Source organism: Streptomyces sp. NPDC005195 (assembly GCF_040608315.1).
In the GTDB taxonomy this organism is placed as follows: domain Bacteria; phylum Actinomycetota; class Actinomycetes; order Streptomycetales; family Streptomycetaceae; genus Streptomyces; species Streptomyces kaempferi.
The window spans coordinates 16,298-38,606 of record NZ_JBEXHZ010000006.1; the positions used below are offsets into that span (position 1 = coordinate 16,298).

21 protein-coding genes are annotated in these 22,309 nt (G+C 71.3%); 13 read left to right on the forward strand and 8 right to left on the reverse strand.

Features of this window, described 5'->3' with window-relative positions:
- Positions 1 to 60: 60 nt before the first annotated feature.
- A complete protein-coding gene (locus tag ABZV34_RS09345) occupies positions 61 to 1,827 on the reverse strand; it encodes a substrate-binding and VWA domain-containing protein (protein WP_356272877.1) in 1,767 nt (588 codons plus the stop codon).
- A gap of 195 nt (positions 1,828 to 2,022) precedes the next feature.
- Here ABZV34_RS09345 and ABZV34_RS09350 point away from each other — a divergent pair, with 195 nt between their 5' ends.
- Positions 2,023 to 2,823, forward strand: coding sequence for a type II CAAX endopeptidase family protein (locus ABZV34_RS09350; RefSeq protein ID WP_356272879.1), 801 nt, complete (start codon positions 2,023 to 2,025; stop codon positions 2,821 to 2,823).
- A gap of 132 nt (positions 2,824 to 2,955) precedes the next feature.
- Here the strand turns inward: ABZV34_RS09350 and ABZV34_RS09355 are convergent, their stop codons facing one another.
- Positions 2,956 to 3,771 carry a PhzF family phenazine biosynthesis protein gene (locus tag ABZV34_RS09355; protein ID WP_356272880.1) on the reverse strand — a complete coding sequence of 272 codons (816 nt, stop codon included), beginning with the start codon at positions 3,769 to 3,771 and terminating at the stop codon, positions 2,956 to 2,958.
- Between the two features lie 302 nt (positions 3,772 to 4,073).
- Between ABZV34_RS09355 and ABZV34_RS09360 the strand changes: the two genes are divergently transcribed.
- Positions 4,074 to 4,727, forward strand: a complete 654-nt coding sequence (locus ABZV34_RS09360; protein ID WP_356272882.1) for a PadR family transcriptional regulator — start codon at positions 4,074 to 4,076, stop codon at positions 4,725 to 4,727.
- A gap of 101 nt (positions 4,728 to 4,828) precedes the next feature.
- Here ABZV34_RS09360 and ABZV34_RS09365 read toward each other — a convergent pair whose 3' ends face one another.
- Positions 4,829 to 5,257: an SRPBCC family protein gene (locus ABZV34_RS09365; protein WP_356272884.1), complete on the reverse strand. Its 429-nt coding sequence runs from the start codon at positions 5,255 to 5,257 to the stop codon at positions 4,829 to 4,831.
- Between the two features lie 347 nt (positions 5,258 to 5,604).
- Here ABZV34_RS09365 and ABZV34_RS09370 point away from each other — a divergent pair, with 347 nt between their 5' ends.
- Both ABZV34_RS09370 and ABZV34_RS09375 read left to right on the forward strand, forming a co-directional pair.
- Positions 5,605 to 6,153, forward strand: a complete 549-nt coding sequence (locus ABZV34_RS09370) for a Clp protease N-terminal domain-containing protein (protein ID WP_356272886.1) — start codon at positions 5,605 to 5,607, stop codon at positions 6,151 to 6,153.
- A 140-nt stretch (positions 6,154 to 6,293) separates the two neighbouring features.
- Positions 6,294 to 7,331: an EamA family transporter gene (locus ABZV34_RS09375; protein ID WP_356272888.1), complete on the forward strand. Its 1,038-nt coding sequence runs from the start codon at positions 6,294 to 6,296 to the stop codon at positions 7,329 to 7,331.
- A 40-nt stretch (positions 7,332 to 7,371) separates the two neighbouring features.
- On the opposite strand, the gene ABZV34_RS09380 is transcribed toward ABZV34_RS09375, so the two are convergent.
- A complete protein-coding gene (locus tag ABZV34_RS09380; RefSeq protein ID WP_356272890.1) occupies positions 7,372 to 8,061 on the reverse strand; it encodes a pyridoxamine 5'-phosphate oxidase family protein in 690 nt (229 codons plus the stop codon).
- A gap of 35 nt (positions 8,062 to 8,096) precedes the next feature.
- On the opposite strand from ABZV34_RS09380, the gene ABZV34_RS09385 reads away from it, so the two are divergent.
- Positions 8,097 to 9,428 carry an aminotransferase class I/II-fold pyridoxal phosphate-dependent enzyme gene (locus ABZV34_RS09385; protein WP_356272892.1) on the forward strand — a complete coding sequence of 444 codons (1,332 nt, stop codon included), beginning with the start codon at positions 8,097 to 8,099 and terminating at the stop codon, positions 9,426 to 9,428.
- A gap of 1 nt (position 9,429) precedes the next feature.
- Here ABZV34_RS09385 and ABZV34_RS09390 read toward each other — a convergent pair whose 3' ends face one another.
- Positions 9,430 to 10,467, reverse strand: a complete 1,038-nt coding sequence (locus ABZV34_RS09390; protein WP_356272894.1) for a DMT family transporter — start codon at positions 10,465 to 10,467, stop codon at positions 9,430 to 9,432.
- A 75-nt stretch (positions 10,468 to 10,542) separates the two neighbouring features.
- Between ABZV34_RS09390 and ABZV34_RS09395 the strand changes: the two genes are divergently transcribed.
- Positions 10,543 to 11,445: a LysR family transcriptional regulator gene (locus ABZV34_RS09395; protein WP_356272896.1), complete on the forward strand. Its 903-nt coding sequence runs from the start codon at positions 10,543 to 10,545 to the stop codon at positions 11,443 to 11,445.
- Between the two features lie 150 nt (positions 11,446 to 11,595).
- On the opposite strand, the gene ABZV34_RS09400 is transcribed toward ABZV34_RS09395, so the two are convergent.
- Positions 11,596 to 12,063, reverse strand: a complete 468-nt coding sequence (locus tag ABZV34_RS09400; RefSeq protein ID WP_356272898.1) for a pyridoxamine 5'-phosphate oxidase family protein — start codon at positions 12,061 to 12,063, stop codon at positions 11,596 to 11,598.
- Positions 12,064 to 12,206: 143 nt separating this feature from the next.
- On the opposite strand from ABZV34_RS09400, the gene ABZV34_RS09405 reads away from it, so the two are divergent.
- Positions 12,207 to 12,845 (forward strand): cysteine hydrolase, encoded by a 639-nt coding sequence (locus tag ABZV34_RS09405; protein ID WP_356272900.1) that lies wholly within the window; start codon positions 12,207 to 12,209, stop codon positions 12,843 to 12,845.
- A gap of 12 nt (positions 12,846 to 12,857) precedes the next feature.
- Here ABZV34_RS09405 and ABZV34_RS09410 read toward each other — a convergent pair whose 3' ends face one another.
- Positions 12,858 to 13,334, reverse strand: coding sequence for a Rieske (2Fe-2S) protein (locus tag ABZV34_RS09410; protein ID WP_356272902.1), 477 nt, complete (start codon positions 13,332 to 13,334; stop codon positions 12,858 to 12,860).
- Between the two features lie 583 nt (positions 13,335 to 13,917).
- On the opposite strand from ABZV34_RS09410, the gene ABZV34_RS09415 reads away from it, so the two are divergent.
- From ABZV34_RS09415 to ABZV34_RS09430, 4 genes are all read left to right on the forward strand, one after another.
- On the forward strand, positions 13,918 to 14,796 hold the full coding sequence (locus tag ABZV34_RS09415) for an alpha/beta hydrolase (RefSeq protein WP_356272904.1): 879 nt from the start codon (positions 13,918 to 13,920) through the stop codon (positions 14,794 to 14,796).
- Between the two features lie 134 nt (positions 14,797 to 14,930).
- Positions 14,931 to 16,313: an NADP-dependent succinic semialdehyde dehydrogenase gene (locus tag ABZV34_RS09420; protein WP_356272906.1), complete on the forward strand. Its 1,383-nt coding sequence runs from the start codon at positions 14,931 to 14,933 to the stop codon at positions 16,311 to 16,313.
- Positions 16,314 to 16,443: 130 nt separating this feature from the next.
- Positions 16,444 to 17,349 carry an NAD(P)-dependent oxidoreductase gene (locus tag ABZV34_RS09425; protein WP_356272908.1) on the forward strand — a complete coding sequence of 302 codons (906 nt, stop codon included), beginning with the start codon at positions 16,444 to 16,446 and terminating at the stop codon, positions 17,347 to 17,349.
- An 81-nt stretch (positions 17,350 to 17,430) separates the two neighbouring features.
- Positions 17,431 to 18,228, forward strand: coding sequence for a maleylpyruvate isomerase family mycothiol-dependent enzyme (locus ABZV34_RS09430; protein ID WP_356272910.1), 798 nt, complete (start codon positions 17,431 to 17,433; stop codon positions 18,226 to 18,228).
- 54 nt (positions 18,229 to 18,282) lie between these two features.
- Here ABZV34_RS09430 and ABZV34_RS09435 read toward each other — a convergent pair whose 3' ends face one another.
- Positions 18,283 to 19,356: an NAD(P)-dependent alcohol dehydrogenase gene (locus ABZV34_RS09435; RefSeq protein WP_356272912.1), complete on the reverse strand. Its 1,074-nt coding sequence runs from the start codon at positions 19,354 to 19,356 to the stop codon at positions 18,283 to 18,285.
- 195 nt (positions 19,357 to 19,551) lie between these two features.
- Here ABZV34_RS09435 and ABZV34_RS09440 point away from each other — a divergent pair, with 195 nt between their 5' ends.
- Together ABZV34_RS09440 and ABZV34_RS09445 are read left to right on the forward strand one after the other, a co-directional pair.
- Complete coding sequence (locus tag ABZV34_RS09440) at positions 19,552 to 21,765, forward strand: FUSC family protein (protein WP_356272914.1); 2,214 nt, start codon at positions 19,552 to 19,554, stop codon at positions 21,763 to 21,765.
- Positions 21,762 to 22,289, forward strand: coding sequence for a YbhB/YbcL family Raf kinase inhibitor-like protein (locus ABZV34_RS09445; protein ID WP_356272916.1), 528 nt, complete (start codon positions 21,762 to 21,764; stop codon positions 22,287 to 22,289). Before ABZV34_RS09440 ends, ABZV34_RS09445 begins: the two co-directional genes overlap by 4 nt.
- Positions 22,290 to 22,309: the final 20 nt, after the last annotated feature.

The following is a 22,309-nucleotide window of genomic DNA, read 5'->3' on the forward strand; positions in this document are numbered from 1 at the left end:
GAGCCGGTTCGGCCGAGGGTGTGGGTGCCGCGCCGGTTCCGCCGCAGAGTGGGTGCCGCCTCAGCTCCGGCTGTGGGCGGCCGCTCGCACGATGGCCCCGAGGATCACCGAGTGGATCTGCGAGGGATCGCTGACCTCCTGGCCGGAGCCGCCGGTCGCCCTGGCGATCTCCTGGACCTCCGCCTTGTCCGCGTCCGGGCCCACCGCGATGGCGATCAGCGGCACCGGGTGCTGCGGGTCGGCGAGCTGCCGCAGTCGGGAGACGAGAGCGGCGCGCGAGATGCTTCCCGGGTCCTCGTTGACGCCGTCGGTCAGCAGGACCAGTGCGTTGAACCTGCCTTTCGCGTAGCCGGAGGTGGCCGCCTGGTACGCGGCGAGCGTGGTGTCGTACAGGCCCGTCGCCCCGTTCGGCACGGGATTCAGGGCGTTGAAGGCCCCCGCCAGTCTCGCCCGCTGGGCGTTGCCGCCCTCGCGGTCGCCGAGGCGCCGCGTCGGCACGAGGACCCGGTAGTCGCGGTCGCCGTCGAGACGGGTGGAGAACTTCCACAGCCCGATCTCGTCCTCCGTGGTGAAGGTCGCGAGCGCCTGGAGCAGGGCCGCCTTGGTGACGTCCATACGGGTCCGGCCGGTGCCCGGCACCTGCTGCGACATGGAGGCGGAGGCGTCGACGACGGCGGTGATCCGGGCGCTCTGGACCGTGATCGTCCACGTGCCGAGCGTCTCTTCGACCGCCTTCTCCGGGAGGGGTTCGGTCGCGGCGCGGTCGAAGGGCTGCGGGGCACGGCCGCCGGCCTGCGCGACCAGCGCGCCGGACACCTCGTCGTCGTCCGTACGGAAGCCGGACCGCTGAAGGATCCGCCGGCCCTCCGGCTCGCCCGAGAGCGTCATGAAGCGCAGCGCGGCCCGGCTCTCGTCGGTGCTCAGCCGTGGCCGGTCGACGAGGGCGAAGGGGTAGTCGAGCCGCGGTGATCCGTCCTTGGGATAGAACAGGTCGAGCCCGAGCCCGCGGCCGGACGAGGAGTTGTGAACGAACGCCGACTGCTCGGAGAGGAACAGCGCCTGGTTGCGCCTCGGGTCGCTCCGCTCGGCACCGGAGGCGTCGCGGGGGAGGGTGTCCAGGACCTGCCGGTCGCTGTCCGACGTGCGCGGCGAGAGCGTCTTGGCCAGGGCCGCGGCCCGGATGCCGCCCTGGATCCCGTCCGCGGCTCCGCTGAGCCGGGTCAGCGCGAGCAGGCCGGTCGCGCTGCGCGCCGGGTCGGCCGCGCCCAGCCTGAACCGGTCGTCCCGCATCGAGGCGTCGGCCAGCTCGGTCCAGGTGTACGTCTTGGCGGGCCACCCCAGCGACGTGGCGGCGGACGGGACCATCGCGACACCGACCGGTGAGGACGCGACGTTGCCCGCCCTGGTGACCTGGAGCGCCCCGCTGCGTGCGGTGACCCCGTCCACCCACACGTCGGAGTCCGGCACCCACGCCTGGATGCCGGTCCTCCTGCCCGACCCCAGCGACTGGGCGACCTGGTACGACTCGCGAGCGGTCACGGTGACGTCGATGCAGTGCCCGTCGGACGTGACGTCGCGGTCGCGGGCGTGGTCGGCGAGCGCCTTCAGGGCGGGCGCCATGTCGGGTGACGCGGCGACCGTGATGTGCACGGCGCTGTCCCGGCAGGACGAACCGATGGAGAACAGGCCGCCGTCGACCGCGACGGCCGCGCCCGCGGCGACCGTCAGCACCAGCGCCGTCGCGAGGGCCACCGTGCGGCGGCGCGGGCGCGGACGGGGGGTGGCCGCGCCCGCCCCGGACGGGTGGGGCAAGCTGTGACGTCCCATGACGGTGGTGCCCTTCGAGGGTGAGCCGGTGCCGCGAGACAGCCGTATGAAAGCCGGGAGAGGGCGAGAAGGGGAGGCACGCCCGTACGGCGTCCGTCCCCCAACGGCCTGTCGCGCACGATCTTCGCAACTTCTTTCGAGACCCTAGCGGGGCGAAGATGGGGATGAGGCGGGATTACTCAACTGGAGGCGGGAGTGCAGGTGGAGGCGGGGTCACCGGCCGGATCTTTTCCTGGGGAGCGGCTGACGCGAAGGATTTTCCGGGACGAGACACTGCTCGTCCTGGGGCTCTCGCTCGGTGCGAGCGGGGTGTCCGCGCTGATCAGCTTTGTCGGATCGGTCACCAGGCCGGGTGGTCTCAAGGACCAGGCCGCCACGCTGAACGCCTCGGCCGCGCCGGGTCGGCCCTGGCTGGATCTGGCGTGGCAGCTCTTCGGCATCGCGTCGGCCCTCGTGCCGGTCGCGCTGGTCGCGCACCTGCTGCTGCGGGAGGGCCAGGGGCTGCGCGTGATCGGGTTCGACCGCACGCGGCCCTGGCCCGACCTCGGACGCGGGGCCGCCGTCGCGGCGGTGATCGGCAGCACGGGCATCGCCTTCTATCTGCTGGCGCGCGGGTTCGGCGCCAACCTCACGGTCGTGCCGGAGGCGCTGCCCGACGTGTGGTGGAAGTACCCGGTGCTGATCCTTTCGGCCGTGCAGAACGCCGTGCTGGAAGAGGTCATCGTCGTCGGCTATCTGCTGCGCCGGCTGGGCCAGTTGGGCTGGACGCCGGGCACCGCCCTGGTCGCGAGCGCGGTGCTGCGCGGCTCGTACCACCTGTACCAGGGCATCGGCGGCTTCATCGGCAACATGGTGATGGGCGTCGTCTTCGTCTACCTCTACCGGCGGTGGGGCCGGGTCGGGCCCCTCGTGGTCGCGCACTCGCTGCTCGACATCGGGGCGTTCGTCGGGTACGCGCTGCTGGCGGGCAAGGTGGGGTGGCTGCCCACGGCGTGAAGGGCCCGCCGCCGGGCGCTGCCGGGCGCCGCGGGGTGCTGCGGCGGTTCCGTCCGTATGTCCGTATGTCCGTAGGGTCGTACGCCGTCGGTACGTCCGTAAGTTGGTACGCCGTCCGTCCGACGTCCGGCGTCACACGAGCAGCTCGCCCTCGATGACCGTGACCGCGCTGCCGGTCAGGAGGGTACGGTCGCCGCGCAGCCCGGTGCGGACGAGACCGGAGCGCGGGGAGGCCTGCAGACCGGTCAGGTCGGGGCGGCCCAGGCGCTCGGACCAGTAGGGCGCGAGGGCCGTGTGGGCGCTGCCGGTGACCGGGTCCTCGTCGATGCCGATGTTCGGGAAGAAACACCGCGAGACGAAGTCGTAGCCCCGGGCGGGGTCCGCCGAGCGGGCCGTCGCGATGATGCCGCGCTCGGAGTACCGGGCAAGGGCCCTGAGGTCGGGAGCGAGCCCGCGCACCGTCTTCTCGTCGGCGACCTCGATCAGCAGGTCTCCGGTGTTCGGGCCCGTGTCGAAGGCCGTGAGCGGCTCGGCGCCGAGCGCCTCCGCGACACCGTCGGGTACGCCGACGGGGGTCAGCGGCGCGGTCGGGAAGTCCAGTGTGAGGGTGCCGTCCTGCTGGGGCGTGGCGAGCAGGACGCCGCTGCGGGTGGCGAACCGTACCGGTCCCGTGTGGGTGCCCGTCGCGTGCAGGACGTGTGCGGTGGCCAGGGTCGCGTGCCCGCACATCGCGACCTCGCTCGCGGGAGTGAACCAGCGCAGCGCCCAGTCGGCGTCCCCGCCCTCGGGCAGGGGGTGCGCGAACGCCGTCTCCGCGTGATTGACCTCCAGAGCCACGTTCCGCAGCCAGTCGTCCTCGGGGAAGCCGTCGGGGCCGAGAAGGAGGACCCCGGCCGGGTTGCCCGTGAAGGGGCGGTCGGTGAAGGCGTCGACGATTCGAATCCGCATGCCCCGACGCTAGCGGCTCCGGGGAGCCGGGGAACAAGGCCAATCCCGGGGTTCTGGCCCGGTTCCGGGCCGCCCCTCGAGCGGTTCCCACCCGAACTTTCCGCGTTCCGCGGAGCGTCATGGGTGCTGTTGGAGCCTCCTTGGGTGCCGTTGGGCAAGGCGTGGGAGGGGACAGGACGAGCATGGCCGGGTGTCGGCATCCGGGGGTTGCCCGGCGAGCTGTTCCGATATATCGTTGACGCATCGCGACCGATCAACGAACAGATGGGTCGATCAACGGAAAGACGGATGGAGTGAGGGCGATGCGTTCCGAAGAACAAGAATTCGGATTCGAACGTGGGCATGGCCGGCACGGCGGACCCGGCCCGCGGGGCAGGGGACTCTTCGAGGGGCGGCGCGGGGCTTTCGGGCCCTTCGGTCCGGGCGGACCCGGTGGTCCCGGCGGCTTCGGCGGACCCGGCTTCGGCCCGGGCCCCTGGGGTGGCGGGCGCGGTGGCCGGGGTGGCCCCCGGGGCAGGGCGCGGCGCGGTGACGTACGCGCGTCGATCCTGGCGCTGCTCAAGGACCGGCCCATGCACGGCTACGAGATGATCCAGGAGATCGCCGAGCGCAGTGGCGGGGCGTGGAAGCCCAGCCCCGGTTCGGTCTACCCGACCCTCCAGTTGCTGGAGGACGAAGGTCTCATCACGAGCGCGGCCGAGGGCGGCAAGAAGCTGTTCTCGCTCACCGAGGAAGGCCGCGGCGCGGCCGAGGAGGGACCCGACGCTCCCTGGGAAGAGGCCGGGCGCGGAGTCGACTGGGAGACGCTGCACGAGATCCGGCAGGCCGGCTTCGGCCTCATGGAGGCCTTCGGCCAGGTCTGGAAGACCGGCAGCAAGGACCAGCGTGACAAGGCGCTGGCGGTCATCAACGAAGCCCGTAAGAAGCTGTACCTGATCCTCGCCGACGAGGGCTGACGGGCATGCTTTGGTACCTGACGGCGCCCCGTGGAAGTGTCTTCGCGGGGCGCCTCTCCGCCTATGGGGGCTGGGTGCGGGCCTCGGCTCAGGTGCGGGACTCAGGTCACCAGTCCGCGCAGCTTGCGCAACGACTCGTTGAGGGCGGCCGTCGCCGAGTCCTTGAGCTTGCCGGCCATCAGCGAGACGGCGGCGCCGGTGAACTCCCCGTCGATGCGTACCGAGGTGGCGTCGCCGTCGGGGGTCAGGGTGTAGCGGGTGGCGACGGTGACGGCCATCGGGCCCTTTCCGCGGATGGCCAGGACGCGGGCCGGCTCCAGTTCCTCGATGGTCCAGCCCACCTCGGCCGGGAACCCCATGAGCTTCATGTTCTCCTCGAACGTCCCGCCCACCTCGAGTGAGGCCGGACCGCCCTTGGGGAAGCTGGTGTGGGTCGAGTTCCACTCACCGTACGAGGAGAAGTCCGTGAGCTGCGCCCACACCTTCTCGGCCGGCGCCTCGATGCGTGCTTCCGCGCTGACTTCGGCCATGCGGCCACCCCTTCGTGTCGGGCGCTGCGCCCGGCGCAGCTACGCTGTCGCGGAAGGTAGCCGCAGGCCCTGGAAGATTCAAGACTGATGGACCGTCAGGAAGTGCGGTGTCTGGAAGGCCGGAAGGCCGCGAGGCCGGGGGAACGGCGGTCGGACGGGGTCGGTCACCCGTCCGTGGCGCGGTCGCGTGCGGAGTGCGACGCAAGGCGGCACGCGCGCGGGGGAGAAATCCGTGCGAAGTCATCCCTGAGGAGGAGAACTCGCTCACGGTTGCCCACCTTGTGTGGGACGTGGAAATGGTGCCCTCCGGGGATGACCCGGCCCCCGGGGGCTGATGGGGTGGGGATGTGCCACCCCGTATCCCCTCGCAGTCGGCCGCCGAGAGCGGTCCCCACCGTACGGAACTCGAGGCCGGTCTCAGTGACGAGCTGGCCTCGGTGGTCTCCGCCGCGCGCAGGCGGGCCCTGCGGGACGGGGACCGGCAGATCGACACGGCCCATCTGCTGCACTCGCTGTTGGAGTCCGACCAAGGGGTGCGCGCCGTCTTCGACGGTGCCCCGCAGGTCGCCCGGCTGCTCGGCTATCTCGTCCAGCGCAGCATCGGCTACGGGCTGCGCTGGCAGAGCGCCGTGGAGGACTCGGGTGCCGTGCCGGTGATGGTCGAGGCGGGCTGGTCCCCGGTGGCGGCCGGTGCCATGGGGGGCGCGTGCGTACGCGCCGGACTGCGCGGTGAGGCGCGGGCCCGCTGTCTCGACCTGCTCGCCGCGATCGTCGCGGATCCGCAGGCGCGGGCTGTCGAGGTACTCCGGCGCGCGGGCGCGGACTCCGGAGTGCTGCTCCCGCGGATCGAGAGCGCGCTGCGCAACGAATGCGCGGATGAATACCCGGACGAATAGGCGGTCGAATAGGCGGTCGAATAGGCGGTCGGGTACACGGACGGGTCCGCGCGCGGGTGCCCGGACGGGCCGGGGCGCGGAGTCCAGCCGATGAGACAGGAGTCATCGGGGGTGACGCTCATGTCGTCGCCTGTCATCATGTGCCGGTGCATACGTCTCAGGGCAGTGAGGGCAATCGTGGAAAGGGCGCCGGCCTGGGCCTCGCCCTCGCGTCGGCGGTCGCCTTCGGCGGATCGGGTGTCGCGGCGAAACCGCTCATCGAGGCGGGTCTGGACCCGCTCCACGTGGTGTGGCTGCGGGTCACGGGCGCCGCTTTGGTGATGCTGCCGACGGCCGTACGCCATCGCGCGCTGCTGCGACGGCGTCCCGCGCTGCTGGCGGGGTTCGGTCTGCTCGCCGTGGCCGGCGTCCAGGCCTGCTACTTCGCGGCGATCTCCCGTATACCCGTCGGCGTCGCCCTGCTCGTCGAGTACCTCGCGCCGGCGCTCGTGCTCGGCTGGGTGCGGTTCGTGCAGCGCAGGCCCGTGACGCGTGCCGCGGCTCTCGGCGTCGTCCTCGCGGCGGGCGGACTCGCCTGTGTCGTCGAGGTGTGGTCCGGGCTCGGGTTCGACGTCCTCGGGCTGCTGCTCGCGCTGGGCGCGGCCTGCTGCCAGGTCGGCTACTTCGTCCTGTCCGACCAGGGCAGCGACGCGGGGGACGAGGCACCGGACCCGCTCGGCGTCATCGCGTACGGACTGCTCGTCGGCTCGCTCGTGCTGACACTCGTCGCGCGGCCCTGGACGATGGACTGGTCGGTCCTCGGCGGCGACGCGGACATGAACGGGACGTCCGTTCCGGCCGCCCTGCTCCTGGGCTGGATCGTACTGATCGCGACCGTCGTCGCCTACGTCACCGGCGTGCTCTCCGTGCGCAGGCTCTCCCCGCAGGTCGCGGGCGTCGTGGCCTGTCTGGAGGCGGTCATCGCCACGGTGCTCGCCTGGGTCCTGCTCGGTGAGCACCTGTCCGCTCCGCAGATCGTCGGCGGTGCCGTCGTACTGGCCGGCGCCTTCATCGCGCAGTCGTCGGCGCCGGTGAAGCCTTCGGACGGGCCGGTCCTGGGCGGTGCGGCGGGTGTCGAAGCGGGCGATCCCGAAAGGGAGTTGTCCGCCCGGGGCGGCACGGCCCGGGTCCGGAACTGACGGTGTCGAGGACGGGCCGGAGGCCCGCCCTCCTGCCGCGCTACCGGGCCGTCAGGTAGTCGGGGACATCGATGCCGGGGGCGAGGTCGGCGGCGGGGATCGGGGTGCCGCGTCCCTTGGTGACGGGAACGACGCCGGTCCAGTGGGGGAGGGCCAGGTCCTCGGGATCGTCGTTCGGGCCGCCGGTGCGCAGCTTCGCGGAGACCTCGTGCAGGTCGAGGGCGATCACGGCGGTGGCGGCCAGTTCCTTGGCGTTGGCCGCGCGGGAGTCGGCCGAGCGGCCGGGAACGACCTGGTCGACCAGTGCGTCCAGGGCCTCCCGCTTCTCGTCCGGATCCGTCACCTGGTGGGCGATGCCGTGCACCACCACGGAGCGGTAGTTGATCGAGTGGTGGAAGGCGGACCGGGCCAGGACCAGGCCGTCGACGTGGGTGACGGTCACACAGACCGGCAGGCCGGGGTCGGTCCCGCCGGTCATCCGCAGGGGCCGAGAACCCGTCGACCCGTGCACGTAGAGGCGTCGGCCGACCCGCGCGTACAGGGTGGGCAACACCACCGGCGCGCCGTCCCGGACGAAACCGAGGTGGCAGACGTACCCCTCGTCGAGTATCGCGTGGACCAGTTCGTGGTCGTACGCGGCGCGCTCCCTGGAACGCGTGGGGACGGTGCGGTCGGTCGGGGTGTAGGCGGCGGCCCGCGCCGTCTCTGGCTGTGTGCTCGTCTCCGACATTGCGCTCCCCATTGCACTAGTGCATAATCCTCTTTGTGCTAGGAGAGTATCCGATCGAAGGGCGCCGCGCAGCCGATATTTCGGCGAGCGTCGAGCGCGCGGTGGGCGCCGGAGCGCTCGAACCGGGACAACCACTGCCGCCGATGCGGGAGTTGGCCGCGCGACTGGGGGTCAATCCCAATACCGTGGCCGCCGCGTACCGCGTGCTGCGGGAACGCGGGGTGATCGAGACGGACGGCCGCCGGGGCAGCCGTGTCCGCGCCAAGCCCGTCACCACAGGGCGCGAGTACATCCGGGTCGAGGTGCCGGACGGTGTACGGAACCTGGTGGACGGCAACCCGGACCGAGCCCTGCTGCCCGGTCTGGCGGAGGCGTTCGCCGCGGCGGCGGGACAGTCGGACCGGGACCCCGTGCTGTACGGAGACGCGGCCGTGGAACCGGAACTGTGGCGGCTCGCGCGCGCCGACCTCGACGCGGACGGGGTGCCGGAGGGCCCCGTCGTCGTCACGTCCGGGTCGCTCGACGGCATCGAGCGCGTCCTGGCGGCCCATCTCAAGCCGGGTGACGCGGTCGCCGTGGAGGACCCGGGGTGGGGCAGCGTGTTCGATCTCGCGCCGGCGCTCGGACTGCGCACGGTCCCGGTGCGCGTCGACGACGAGGGCCCGCTGCCCGACGACGTACGACGTGCGCTGGAGGGGGGCGCCCGCGCGCTGGTCGTCACGGACCGGGCGCAGAACCCGACCGGGGCCGCCGTGACCGCCCCGCGCGCGGACGCCCTGCGTTCCGTGCTGGCGCGGTACCCGCGCACCCTGCTCGTCGAGGACGACCACGGACACCGGATCGTCGATCTGCCCCTGTATCCGCTGGCCGGAGTGACCGACCACTGGGCCCTGGTGCGCTCCGTCGCCAAGGCGTACGGCCCCGACCTGCGGCTCGCCGTGCTCACGGGGGACGCCGTCACCATGGACCGCGTGCACGGGCGGCAGCGGCTCGGCCCTGGCTGGGTGAGCAGGCTGCTGCAGCGGGCGGTCGCGCACCTGTGGGCGAGCGGCGCGGTGGACGTGCCGGCGGTGGCGGCCGCGTACGGGCGGCGCCGGGACGCACTGATCACCGCCCTCGCGGAGCGTGGCATCGAGGCCCACGGTCGCAGCGGGATGAACGTCTGGATTCCCGTCCCGGACGAGACCGGAGCGGTCGCGCGGCTCTTGCACGCGGGCTGGGCGGTCGCGCCGGGGGCACGCTTCCGGATGAGCGCGCCGCCCGGCATCCGGATCACCGTCTCGACGCTCACGCCGGGCGACATCGGACCGCTGGCCGACGCCGTCGCCTCCGCCGCGGGTCCCGGGCCCGCCCGCCGCTACGTGTGAGTCATCGGCGGCTCCTGGGCTGGGTGAGCGCCGCGCCGGCCAGGACGATCACCGCGCCGACCGGCGTCGACCAGGTCAGCGACTCACCGAGGACGGCGACTCCCGCTGTGGTGGCGATGACCGGGATGAAGTACGTGACCATCTGCGCGGTGGTCGGGCCCACCTCGGCGACCAGGCCGTACTGGACGAGGACGGCCAAGCCCGTGCCGAGGGCGCCGAGGGCGGCCGTGGCCAGCAGCGGGACGAGCGGGAAGTGGCTCGGCACGGTGGTGAACAGCGGGGTGACCAGAGCCAGTTGGGCGGTGGCCAGGAGCAGCTGGGCGCTGGTCATGGACAGGTGCGAGTGGTCGGAGCCGGCCAGGGTGCGGCGGACGTATATCCAGCCGACCGGGTAGCTCAGCGAGGCCAGCAGTGCCATCGCCGTACCCGTGGCGTCCAGGCCGTGGAATCCCTGCCAGGCGCCCAGGACCGTCAGGACGCCGAGGAAGCCGAGGCCCAGCCCCGCGACCCTGCGCCGGGTCGGCCGGTCCTCGGACAGGGCGACCATGGACAGGCCCATGCCCCACAGGGGCGAGGTCGCGTTGCAGATGCCCGCGAGCGTGGAGGGGATCGTCAGCTCCGCGTAGGCGAAGAGCGAGAACGGCAGCGCGTTCAACAGGAGGGCCGCGACCGCGAGATGACCCCAGGTGCGGGCCCCGCGCGGCAGCCGCTCCCGCTTCACCGCCATCGCGGCAGCGAGCACCGCCGTTCCGAACACCAGCCGCCCGAGGGTGACCTGGAACGGCGCGTAGCTCTGCGTGCCGACCTTGATGAGCAGGAAGCTGAACCCCCAGATGAGCGAGAGCGCGCCGAAGCGGATCCGCCAGTCGAGTGCGGTGCGGCGGCCCGGTCCGCGGCCGGTCGACGCCGGGGCGGCGGAGGTTGACTCCGCGGCGACCGGCTCCGCAGGAACCGGCTCCCCGGGAAACGGTTCAGGAGCGGCCGGTTCAGAGGCGGCCGGTTCGGGGGAGGCGGTGCCCGGCGTCGTGACGGTGGTCATGGACGTAACGATGAAGCAGAACGATCTCGTAGCGCAAGCGAGATTTCGCGACCAGTATCTCGTAGCATCGCTTACATGTTGAATCTGGAGCGCCTGCGCACGCTCGACGCCCTGGCCCGGCACGGCTCGGTGAGCGGCGCGGCTGACGGGCTGCACGTGACGACCTCGGCCGTGTCCCAGCAGATGTCCAAGCTGGAGCGCGAGGTGGGGCAGCGGCTGCTCGCCAAGAACGGACGGGGGGTGAGGCTCACGGACGCGGGCCGGCTCCTCGCGGACCACGCGGCGCGCATTCTCTCGCAGGTCGAACTCGCCCAGTCCGACCTGGAGGCACAGCGCGGCCAGGTCGTCGGCGAGCTGCGGCTCTCGGCCTTCCCGACCGCAGCCCGCGGGCTGTTCCCCACCGCGCTCGCCGCACTGCGCGCCGACCACCCCGGGCTGCGGGTGCGCTCGTGCGAACTGGAGCCGGAGGCCGGGGTCGCGGGAGTCGTGCGCGGTGACCTCGACCTGGCGGTGGTGCTCGACTGGTACAACAAGCCGATGCCGCTGCCCGACGGCCTGGTGAAGGCGTCGATCCTCGACGACCCGGCCGATGTGGCGATGCCGGTCGGCCACCGGCTCGCGGACCGCGCCGAGGTCGACCTGGCCGAGTTCGCCGAGGACGAGTGGATCACCTGGGGCGAGGGTGAGTTCTGCCACGAGTGGCTGATGTTCACGCTGCGCTCCAAGGGCGTCGAGCCACACATCGGCCATCGCGCCGCCGAGACGCACACCCAGCTCAGCCTGGTCGCCGCGGGGCTCGGCGTCTGTATCGCGCCGGTGCTCGGGCGTCGTCCGATGGCGGAGGGGGTCGTCACGGTGCCGCTGCGCCAGCGTGTACGGCGCCATGTGTACGTCGTCTGGCGGGCGGACGCCGACCGCCGCCCGTCGATCAGGGCGGCGGTGGAGGCGCTGCGCGCGGCCGGGGACGAGGTCCGCTGACCTGGCCGTCCCACCCCTTGACGCGGCGCCTGGTCGACCTGACCGGCCCGGTCGACCAGGCCGGCCGGTGTGACGCCTGACCGACCTGCCCGACTGGTCCATCTGGCCGACGGTGTGGCACACCGACCTGCGTGCCTCCGCCCGGTTCTTCTACAGCGGTGGCAGCTTCCGGAAGTCCCAGGAGGCGATCGCCGCCGGAGTCAGCCGCGCCCACGCGTGACGCCCGTCGTGCGGCATCTCCTCCAGACCGAAGTTCTTGCGGGCGAACAGGGTCTCCGGGACGTCGAGTTCGGCGCAGAGATCACCGGTGCGAGGAACCTCGCCCACGAACTCCACCGTCCCGGACAGTTCGACGCCTTGCAACTGGTCGTACTCCTCACCGGAGTCGACCACCACCGCGACCCGCGGGTCACGCCGCAACTGGGCCCACCGCTTGCTGCGGACCACGGAGTACAGCCACAACGAGGTGCCGTCCCAGGCGAACCAGAGGGCGCTCACATGCGGGGCGCCGTCCTGCGACACCGTCGCGACGCGGCACGTGCGCTGGGTGGTGAGGAACTCGTCCAGTTCGCCGGGAGTCATCATGATCTTCCGACCCCTGCGCTGAGTGACGGTCATACGGTCACCTCTTCTTCCACGTCGGCCTGGTACGTCGACAGAGATCCTCTGACGTTGTGTCAGAAAAAGCATGAGGCGTCTTCCGTCCCCACGCAATGGTCGTTACGCTCCCCCGCCCCGACCCTCGACGACAAGGGGGAACCGTGCCGTCGTACGAACAGCTCCGTGAACTCCTCGATCCCGCCACCACCGTGCTGCTCACCGTCGAGTGCCAGCAGGGTGTGGTGGGCCCCGGCAGCGCCCTGCCCGAACTCGCCGACGAGGCCCGCTCGTCGGGGGCGTTGGCGCAGGTGGCCCGGCTGGTGTCCGCTGCCCACGCGGGCGGGGTGCAGGTGATCCACGCGGTCGCGGAGCGGCGGGCCGACGGGCGCGGCGCCAACCGCAACGCCCGGCTCTTCCGCGCGGCCGAACGGCTTCCCGTGCGCCAGCTGCCGGGGACGGCGGCGGTCCGGGTCGCCGCCCCGATCGAGGTCGCCGAGGAGGACCTCGTCGTACGCCGTCTGCACGGGCTGTCACCGATCGCGGGGACGGACGTCGACGCGCTGCTGCGCAACCTGGGCTGCCGCACCCTCGTGGTGACCGGTGTCTCCGCCAACGTCGCCGTCCCGAATGCCGTGTTCGATGCCGTGAACCGCGGCTACACCGTCGTGGTGCCCGCGGACGCCATCGCGGGAGTGCCTTCCGACTACACCCCCGCGATGATCCGCAACACGCTCTCCCTCGTCGCCACCGTCACCGCCACCGAGGACGTGCTGGCCTGCTTCGCGCGACCGCGCCGCTGATGCCCGCCGGAGTCAGGCGAGCTTGATCGAGTCCCCGTCCACGCTGATGTCGGCAGCCGCCAGGGCCTGCGTCGCGGGCCCCTTCTTCACGCTGCCGTCCGTGGCGGAGAACTGGCTGTTGTGGCAGGGGCAGGTGATCACGCCGTTCGAGATGTCCTTCACGGCGCAGCCCTGGTGGGTGCACTTGGACGAGAAGGCCTTGAAGGTGCCCGCCGTCGGCTGCGTGACCACCACGCCCCGGTCGGCGAAGACCTTGCCGCCGCCCTCCGGGATGTCGGCGGTCTTGGCGAGGACCGTGCCGCCCGCGTTCCCGGCCGCGCCGTTGTCGCCGCCGCCCGAACCGCCGCTGCTCGCGCTGGAGGAGGAGTCGGAGGACTTGTCGTCCGACCCGCACGCGGTCAGCGCGACGGCGAGTCCCGCCGCGCCGACCGCCGCCACGACGGTGCGGCGTCCCGGGGCCGGGGCGGGGTGAGGCGATTCGCTGGTCATGCTGACTTTCCCTCCGACGGATGATGGATGATCTGTACAGAAGTACGCTCCACCGTCGCGACCTGTTCAGGAGGTGGCGACTTCTTGACCTGATCGACAGCGGGCCGACAGCTTGTCCGTCCCGGCCGGCAGCCCGCCGACCACTGAAGTCCTGCGGCGCGGCACGTCAGCACGTCAGCACGGTCGCGTGACGAGCTCCTGGTGCGTGCGGGAATTCCCGTTCGAGATTCGCGTGAACGACTGTGAATGTCTCTCGCCGGCTGCCCGTACGGTTTGTAGGCCGATCAAAAGGACACAAATTCCGCTCCGGCGATGACGTGGAATTCGTTGGTGGAATTCGGCAGTGGAATTCCGATATGCGAGCCCTTCGTCGCTCGGGATGGTCGGAATGCTTTTGGCGGTAATGCCGGCCCGGCAGGCTCGGGCAGTGGCTGCGGTTGCCCCGGATCTCGGTGAGCGGTATTTTTGCAACAAGAGTGTTTAAGACCCTCTCGCGGTCAGGCGCGACTTGGCTCGCCGAACCTGTTTGTCGTCTCGTGCGCAAGCCTCTTCGATATTCGAATCCTGAAGGAACGGCAAGTATATGAAAGCCCGTCACTTCATGATGTCCGGCAGGAAAACAGGCGTGGCGGCCGTAGCCGTCCTCGCCGGGCTGGCCGTGGTTCCGGCCCACGCACCCCAAGGCCCCGCCGGCACCACCCCCGGCAACAAGCCGACGGTGGTGCTCGTGCACGGTGCCTTCGCCGACGGCGGCAGCTGGAGCGGAGTGGTGGAGCGACTTCAGCACGACGGTTACCAGGTCATCGCTCCGGCCAACCCGTTGCGCGGCATGCCCCAGGACGCGACCTACCTGAACAGTCTCCTGAAGTCCATCAAGGGCCCGATCGTCCTCGTGGGTCACTCCTACGGCGGCGAGGTGATATCACAGGCGGCGGAGGGCGTGGACCAGGTCAAGGCACTCGTCTACGTCAACGCGATCATGCCCGACAAGGGTGAGTCCTTTTCCAGCCTGTCCGCCAAATTCCCGCCGACCAAGATCACGGGATCGTTCAGACAGGTTCCGTTCCGCAATGGCGACGGCAGTGCCGGTACGGATGTGTACATTCGATCCGACAAGATTCGGTCGGTTTTCGCTCAGGACCTCCCCGAGAGGCAGACCAGGATCATGGCGGTCACGCAACGCCCCCTCGCCCTGTCGGCGTTCACGGACAAGGTCGGCGCCGTGGCCTGGCGGGAAAAGCCTGTCTATGTACTCGTCGGAAAGCAGGACCGGGCCATCGATCCTCGTCTCGAACGCTTTGAGGCGAAGCGTGCCGACGCGCGCAGGACATGGGAGATCGATTCCTCCCACGTGTCTCTCGTCTCTCACCCGCAGGCTGTCGCGGGTCTGATCGTCACCGCCGCCGACGACTACCTTCGCCAACAGGCGAACAGGAGCTCGACGGAGCCGAAGATCCCCTGAGTTCTTCGGCGGTGACGGACTGAATTCGATCAGTGGCGTCCTGACGTTCCGCCCACAGGGGTCACACCCGGTCAACAACATTGCGGAGAATGTAATGAATTGCACCGGACGTGAGGCGCTCATATGGTTTATTTATGGCTATTGCGACTACGAGCCCTGTGACCGGTGAGGTGGTCGAGAGCTTCGACGAACTCACTCCCGAGCAACTGGAGGACAAACTCGCCCGAGCCGCCGCCGCGGCGGCGACGTACCGTCTGACGAGCGTGGAGGACCGGGCGGGGTGGCTCGCCCAGGCCGCCGACCTTCTGGAGAAGGACGCCGACGCCGTCAGCCGGATGATCACCACGGAGATGGGCAAGACGCTCCGGGCGGCGCACGAGGAAGTGGCCAAGTGCGTGCACGGGCTGCGGTTCTATGCCGTCGAGGGGCCGAAGTTCCTGCGGGACGCGCCGGGTGACGCCGGGCGCGTGGGTGCCAAGCAGACGTTCGTGACGTACCAGCCGATCGGCGTGGTGCTGGCGGTCATGCCCTGGAACCTTCCGCTGTGGCAGGCGATGCGGTTCGCGGCGCCCGCGCTGATGGCAGGGAACGTGGGGGTGCTCAAGCACGCGTCGAACGTGCCGCAGTGCGCGCTGTATCTGGAGCGGCTCTTCCGGGAGGCGGGTTTCCCGGAGGACGTGTTCCAGACGCTGCTGATCTCCGCCCGCCGGGTCGAACAGGTGCTGAGGGACGACCGGGTGCGGGCCGCGACGCTGACGGGCAGTGAGCCCGCGGGGCGTTCGGTGGGCACCATCGCCGGGGACGAGATCAAGAAGGTCGTCCTCGAACTCGGTGGTTCCGACCCGTTCATCGTCATGCCGTCCGCGGACCTGGAGCGGGCCACCGACGTCGCGGTGAAGGCGCGGACGCTGAACAACGGACAGTCCTGTATCAACGGCAAGCGCTTCTTCGTGCACCAGGACATCGCGGAGGCGTTCCTGGAGAGATTCACGGCGAAGATGGGCGCCTTGGTGGTCGGGGACCCGATGGACGAGGGCACGGACGTCGGTCCGCTGGCCACCGAGTCGGGCCGGCGGGATGTGGAGGACTACGTCGACGACGCCGTCGGCAAAGGGGCGACGGCGCTCGTGGGCGGCAGCCGTCCGGAGCGGCCGGGGTGGTTCTACCCGCCGACCGTGCTGACCGGTGTCACCCCGGAGATGAAGATGTACCACGAGGAGGTCTTCGGTCCGGTGGCGCAGGTATGGACGGTCTCCTCGCTGGAAGAGGCACTCGAGATCGCCAACGGGCACCCGTACGGCCTGGGATCGAACCTGTGGAGCGAGGACGGGGACGAGCGGGAGCTGTTCGTGCGGGACGTGCAGTCCGGCATGGCGTTCATCAACGGCAATACGACCAGCTATCCGGAGATCCCCTTCGGAGGTGTCAAACGCAGTGGCTACGGACGGGAGTTGTCCGACCTCGGCATGCGCGAGTTCATGAACGCCAAGACCGTCTGGGTCGGCCAGGACTCCTGACCGCCGGACCTGGCCCCCTGCCCGACCGTCATGCCCCGGCACCCTCTCCGGGCGCCGGAGGCGGAAAGTGGGTCCATGCGCCGGGTGGCGGGGTGCGAAGGCGCGTATCGAGCGGCGTGGAGGCGTGACGATGAGCGGAGCGAACCAGGCGCGATCCCGGCAGGGGCAACCGGTGGTGGCGGTGCTCGGGACAGGGACCATGGGTGACGCCATGGGGAGGAACATCGCGTCGGCCGGGCTGGGACTGCGCGTGTGGAACCGCAAGCGGGCCACCGCGGAACCGCTGGCCGGTGTCGGTGCGGTGGTGTGCGACACGGCGGCCGAGGCCTGCCGGGGCGCGAGCGTCGTCCTGACCACACTCGCCAACGAGGGGGTGGTCGCCGACGTGATGGACCAGGCCCGGGACGGCCTCGGCGACGACGCGGTGTGGGTGCAGGCGTGCACGGTCTCGCCGGACGGCAGCCGCCGGCTCGGCGACCAAGCCGCGGACCTCGGTGTCGCCTACGTGGAAGCCCCCCTCCTCGGCACCAAGGAGCCAGCCGTGGCCGGAACGCTGACCGTCCTGGCCGCCTCCCCCCGGACGGATGTCCGGGACCGCGTCCAACCGGTCCTGGACGCCGTCGGATCACGCACGGTCTGGCTCGACGAAGTGGGCCAGCCCAGCAGCCTCAAACTCGCCTACAACGCCTGGGTCCTGACCACCGTCGAAGGCATCGCGGAGTCCCTCACCCTCGCCGCCGCCCTCGGTGTCGATCCCCACCTGGTCATCGACGTCATCGACGGAAGCGGACTCAACAGCCCGTACGTGCAGAGCAAGGGCCCGAAGATGATCGATGACGATCTCGACGCCCCTTCCTTCCCCCTGGAAGCGGCAGCGAAGGACGCCGGCCTGATCACCGACACGGCCCGCGCCGCCGGCCTGCACCTCGGCATCGCCGAAGTCGTCAGTGAGCGGCTGCACCTGGCCGAGGACGACGGACTCGGCCGTGCCGACGTGGCCGCCACCTATCGCACGTCCCGCCGGACACCCACGTGAACCACTTCCGCCCGACGCCCGTCCGGCCCGGGCCCGGTCCACGGGCCGGATCCCCGGGCCGGTGCATGGAGGGAGGAACCGATGACCAGTACCGGGCTGTCCTCAGCGCGCCTGAGCAGCGAGCAACTGGCTGACGTCGTGCCCCTGGTGGACGACGAGCAGTGGGAACTGCCGTCCGCCTGTGCGGGCTGGCGCGTCATCGACGTGATCGCCCACCTGGGGGCCCTCGCCCACGAAGCGGTCGAACCCCCCGCCCCGGACCCCACCCTGCCCAGGAACCGCGAGCGCTACCACGACGTGCGGGTCGACCAGCGCCGCGGCTGGAGCCATGCCGAAGTCGTGGCCGAATGGCGCGACTTCACCCCCGGGCAGCTGGAGATCCTGGAGTCGGCCCAGGAGCCCTCGCGGGCCGGGCAGCCGGTCGAGGTACCGGGTCTGGGGACCTACCCGTGCCATCTGCTGGCGAACACCATGGCGTTCAACGTCCTGTGCCACCTGCGCCACGACATGCTCGCCCCGGAGGGTCCGCTCCCGTTCGCCGTGCCCGAGGAGACCGACGGCCTGGTCGCACCCGCGGTCGAGTTCATGCTCGCCGGTCTGCCCCAGATGCAGGGGCCCGAACTCGCCGCCACCGTCGCCGAACCCCTGGTCCTCGACCTGACGGGACCGGGCGCCACCACCGTCACCGTCCTTCCCGCCGCCGGGCAGGGCGGACCCCTGACCGTGCGACCCGGGGCCGACGGCGCCACCAGGATCAGCAGTACGGCATCCGACTTCATCGCGTGGGGCACCACCCGCAAACCCTGGCGCGACCATTGCCGCATCACCGGGGACCCGTCCGCCGCGACGCCGTTCCTCGACCGCCTCGACATCATCTGAGCGCGCACGCCCGGACGGCCCGCCGGAGATCAGCGGGCCGTTCGCGGCGCCCACTCATTCGAAGACGATGACCTGCCGCCCGACGATCTCGCCGCGCCCGAGGGCCTCCAGGTTCTCGTTGACGTCCTCGAGCGCGACCTTGGTGACGTTGTGCTTGACCAGACCCGCCTCGGCGAGGGAGAGCACCTCGACGAGGTCCATGTGGTTGCCCCAGAAGGAACCGAGATAGGACAGCTCCGTCCCCACGAAGGGGAACTGATTGTGCTCCACACGGTGACTCATGAGGCCCACGGCCGCCAGCGCGCCCTCGGGGCCCAGCAGGTCGAACCCCATCGAGAGGGACGCCTCGCTGCCGACGCAGTCCAGGACGGCGTCGATCGTCCTGCGCCCCGTGAGCCCCTCCAGTTCGTCCTGGATGGCCTCGGTGGACTTGTCCCTGACGTTGACCCCGTGGTCCGCGCCGTTCTCCTTCGCCACGTCCAGCTTGCTGTCCGTGCGTGCGAGGGCCACCACGGTCGCTCCGCTTCCGAGCAGCTTCGCATACTGGACCGCGTAGCTGCCCAGACCGCCGATGCCCGTGACGGCGACCGTGCGGGCGGGGCCGAGCCTGCCCGCGTCCCGTAGCTTCCTCATCCCCCGGTACGGGGTCATGCCCGCGTCGGTCATGGGAGCGAGGAGCTCAGGAGCCTTCGCGGCCTCCTCCGAGACCGGAACCGCGTGCCGGTACTCCACGGCCATGTACTCGGCGAAGCCTCCCGGCGGGCCGAAGCCCACCCACCTGCCGTTGCCGCTGCACAACTGTTCGTTGCCCTCGCGGCACTGGCGGCATGTGCCGTCACCCCAGCTGGGGTTGACCACGACCATGTCCCCCTCCGAGTAGCCGACCGATTTCGGTACGCCGCTGCCCAGTCCCGCCACCCGGCCTGTGACCTCGTGGCCCGGGATGTAGGGAAGATCCACGGGGAAGGGACCCTTGAAGTAGCCGTCGAGGAGCTGGTAGTCGCTTCGGCATATGCCGGTCGCGGCGACCTTCAGCAGAATCTCGTCCGGCGCGGGCTCGGGTACGGGAACCTCTTCGATCCGCAGGGGCTCGTTGTATCCGTGCATCCGGGCTGCTCGCATCCGCATGGCGGTGCCTCGCTTTCGCAGGCGGGCTGGGGGCGGCCCGTGCGGAGTGGCGGGACTCGGATTCCGTCACACGTCGTCGCGGCCGCCGCCTGTGACACCACCAGGTTCCTGCGCCTGCCCCGCCCGCGCATCCCGGACCATCGCGCGGACGCCCGCGCGGTGGTCCGGCCACCGGTGGGAGCCTACGGTTGATCGGTGGGAGTGCTGCGCTGGACGGAGTGGCTGCGGACCCGGGACGCGGGTCTTGCCGCGGCGCGGCGTTCGGCGCGGGTCACCGTGGTGGCGTGCGCCGGGTTCTACGCGGCGCGGTACGGGCTGGGAGACCGGACCGTCGCGATCTACGCACTGTTCGGCGCTGTCGCGGCGGGCGGGCTCTCGTCCGTGCCGGGGACGCCGCGTCAGCGGGCGCGGACGCTGCTGGGGGTGCTGCCGATCGCAATGGCGTTGGTGACGCTCGGTACGTGGCTTGCGGCGTACGGGTGGGCGGCGGCACTGGGGATGCTCGTCGTGGGGTTCCTGGTGACGTACAGCGGCGTGGGCGGGCCGAAATTGGTGGGGCTGGCCAATGGGTTGCAACTGTTCTACATCCTGCCGTGTTTCCCGCCCTACGCCCCGTCGACGCTGGGGTTGCGGCTTGCGGGCCTGGCGGCCGGAGTGCTGCTCATGGCCGCGGCGGAGGTGTGGCTCTGGCCGGCGCCGTGTCCGGGCCGGTACGGGGACCGGCTCGCACGGGCGGGGCGGGTGGCGGCCGACGCGCTGCACGGGCTGGCGGCGGATCCACCCCGGGGCTCCGACCCGGCGTTGCTGCTGGAGGCGTCGCAGGCGCTGCGCATGAGCCAGGTGCCGCCCGACGAACGTCCCGTGTCGGCGTCGGCGCGGGACCGGGCGCTCTCCGAGGGCGCTGGGTACCTGCGGCATCTCCTGGCACAGACACGGCAGTTGGCCGAGTCGCTGGAGAGGGGGGCGGCCCCGCCCGGACGGGCCGCGCAGGGGCTGCTGCTGGCGTCGGCCGCAGCCTGCGAAGACGTCGCACGGGCGTTGAGCGGGAAGGCGCCGCCGCCGACGCGGTCGTGGTGCCGGGCGGCGGTCCGCGCGTTCGAGTCGTATCGTGTGCGGCCGAGCGAGGCGGGCACGTACTCCGCGACGATGGTGCGCGACGGCGCGATCGCCCTGGACATCACGCACACGGCGGATCTGGTGATGACCGCGGCCCGGATCGCGCTGGACGCCCCCGTGCCGGCCGGGACGGCGTCGCCGGAGGTGCACGGCGCGTTCTGGTATGCGGGAAGGCCGACCGCGGAGCTGTACTACTGGCGGGTTCGCGCGCATCTGACTCCGCGGTCGGTGTGCTTCCAGAACGCGGTGCGCACCGCGGTGGCGCTGTCGGCGGTGCGGCTGGTGGTCGGCGAGCTGAGTCTGGCACACGGATTCTGGGCGCTGCTCACGACGCTGACCGTGATGCGGACGAGCGCCGCCGACACCCGCACCGCCCTGCGGCCCGCGTTGCGCGGGACGCTCGCGGGGGCGGTCGTGGCCGCGCTGATCCTGCAGTTCGCCGTGGACGCGCCGGTGGTGTACGCGGTGATGCTTCCGCCCTGCATGTTCCTGGCGTTCGCATCCGGCGCCGTGCTGGGGCCGGGCTGGGGGCAGGCGTTCTTCACCCTGACCGTGGCGGCCGCCTTTTCGCAGGTGGCCCGCAGCGGGCCCGAGCTGGCGGCCGCGCGGGTGCTGGACGTGCTGGCCGGTGCGTTCATCGGTGCCTTCGTCGGGCTGCTCGCGTGGCCGCACGGCGGCACGGGCGAGGTGCGGCGGGCCTGCGCACGCGTGCTCGACCAGGGCACCCGTGCGGTCACCGACATCACCGACACCCTCACCGAGGGGGTGCGGGCGACCGACGCCCTGCCCGGGGCGAGGCTCGCTCAGCGGATCGCGGAGGCGAGTTACGCGGAGTTCGCCATCGAGCGGCACACACCTCGGCGGGAAGAGGCGGCCTCCGACACCGACTTCCAGGTGATCATGCTGGTGGGCAACCGCGTCATCACGATGGGCCAGATCCTGCTGGACAACTGCCCGCCGGGCGCGCTGTCCGCGTGGCCGCCGAGCGCCGCCCACCTGCGCGACGCCGCCCACCGACTACGGCTCAGCACCCTGGAGTTCAGCCACGACCTGCGCTCGGGAGAAGGCCGGCCCGCTCCCGTGCGGGGCCCCGCCGAGGAAGCGCCGGCCGACAGCACGGTGATCCTCGACGTCTGTGCCGCCTCCGCGGGCCGGGACCCCGACCCCCTGCTGTACTACGCGGTGGACGCCGCCATCTGGCTGGCCAGTCTCCAGCGGGCGATCGGCGCGGCGCGCACGCCAGGAGCGGCGACGGGAACGACGACGTCGCCATGGAGTGAGGGATTTTCATGATCAAACCCTACGGTCCGTACGACTTCATGCCGCCGATCAGGACCTTCACGTTGACCTCGGAGTCCGTGGCCGACGGTGAGCCACTGGCCCGTGCGCAGGTGAGCGGCATCCTGGGAGCGGGCGGATCGGACGTCTCGCCGCAGCTGAGCTGGTCCGGCTTTCCCGAGGAGACGCGGAGTTTCACGGTCGCGATGTTCGACCCCGACGTGCCCACCGCCTCGGGCTTCTGGCACTGGGCCGTCGCCAACCTTCCCGCCTCCGTGACCGGCCTTCCGGCCGGGGCGGGAGACGGTGGCGATCTGCCCGGCGGCGCGGTGACGCTGGCCAACGACGCCGGCCACAGGAGGTACCTCGGTCCGGCGACACCGCCGGGCAACGGCCCCGACCGCTACTTCCTCGTGGTCCACGCCGTCGACGTGGAAGAACTGGAGGTGTCGGAGGCGACGGCCCCCGCCCTCATGGACTTCCTCCTGTTCACCCACGCGATCGCGCGGGCAACGATGCACGGCACCTACGAGCGGTGACCGGACAGGGCGCTCCGCTT